Source organism: Rhodococcus sp. AC861 (assembly GCF_979256035.1).
Genome location: NZ_CEEDMW010000081.1, coordinates 1 through 247, shown reverse-complemented (window position 1 = coordinate 247; position 247 = coordinate 1). Strand labels below are relative to the sequence as shown.

The following is a 247-nucleotide window of genomic DNA, read 5'->3' as shown; positions in this document are numbered from 1 at the left end:
GGCCACCGGCGTTCTCAACGTGGGTATATCCCATCTCGCTAAGGATCTCTTTTGCTTGCCCTGACTGGCGTCCGGCATTGCAATACACTTTCACGGTGTCGTTTTTATCCGGAACGGCGGTGGCAATGCGCTCTTTCACTTCCTTCAGGGGAATATTGATGGCCCCCTGAACGTGCTCTTGCTGATACTGCTCTGGAACACGAACATCGATCCAGTGTTCAGCGGCGAAAACGGGCAGTGAAAACAC

At 53.4% G+C, this 247-nt stretch carries 1 protein-coding gene; it reads right to left on the bottom strand.

The annotated features are described in order from the left end of the window. Nucleotides 1-247 (bottom strand): thiosulfate sulfurtransferase PspE (gene pspE / locus AC0IX4_RS23235; RefSeq protein WP_471831442.1); only part of this gene is annotated, 247 nt, incomplete at both ends.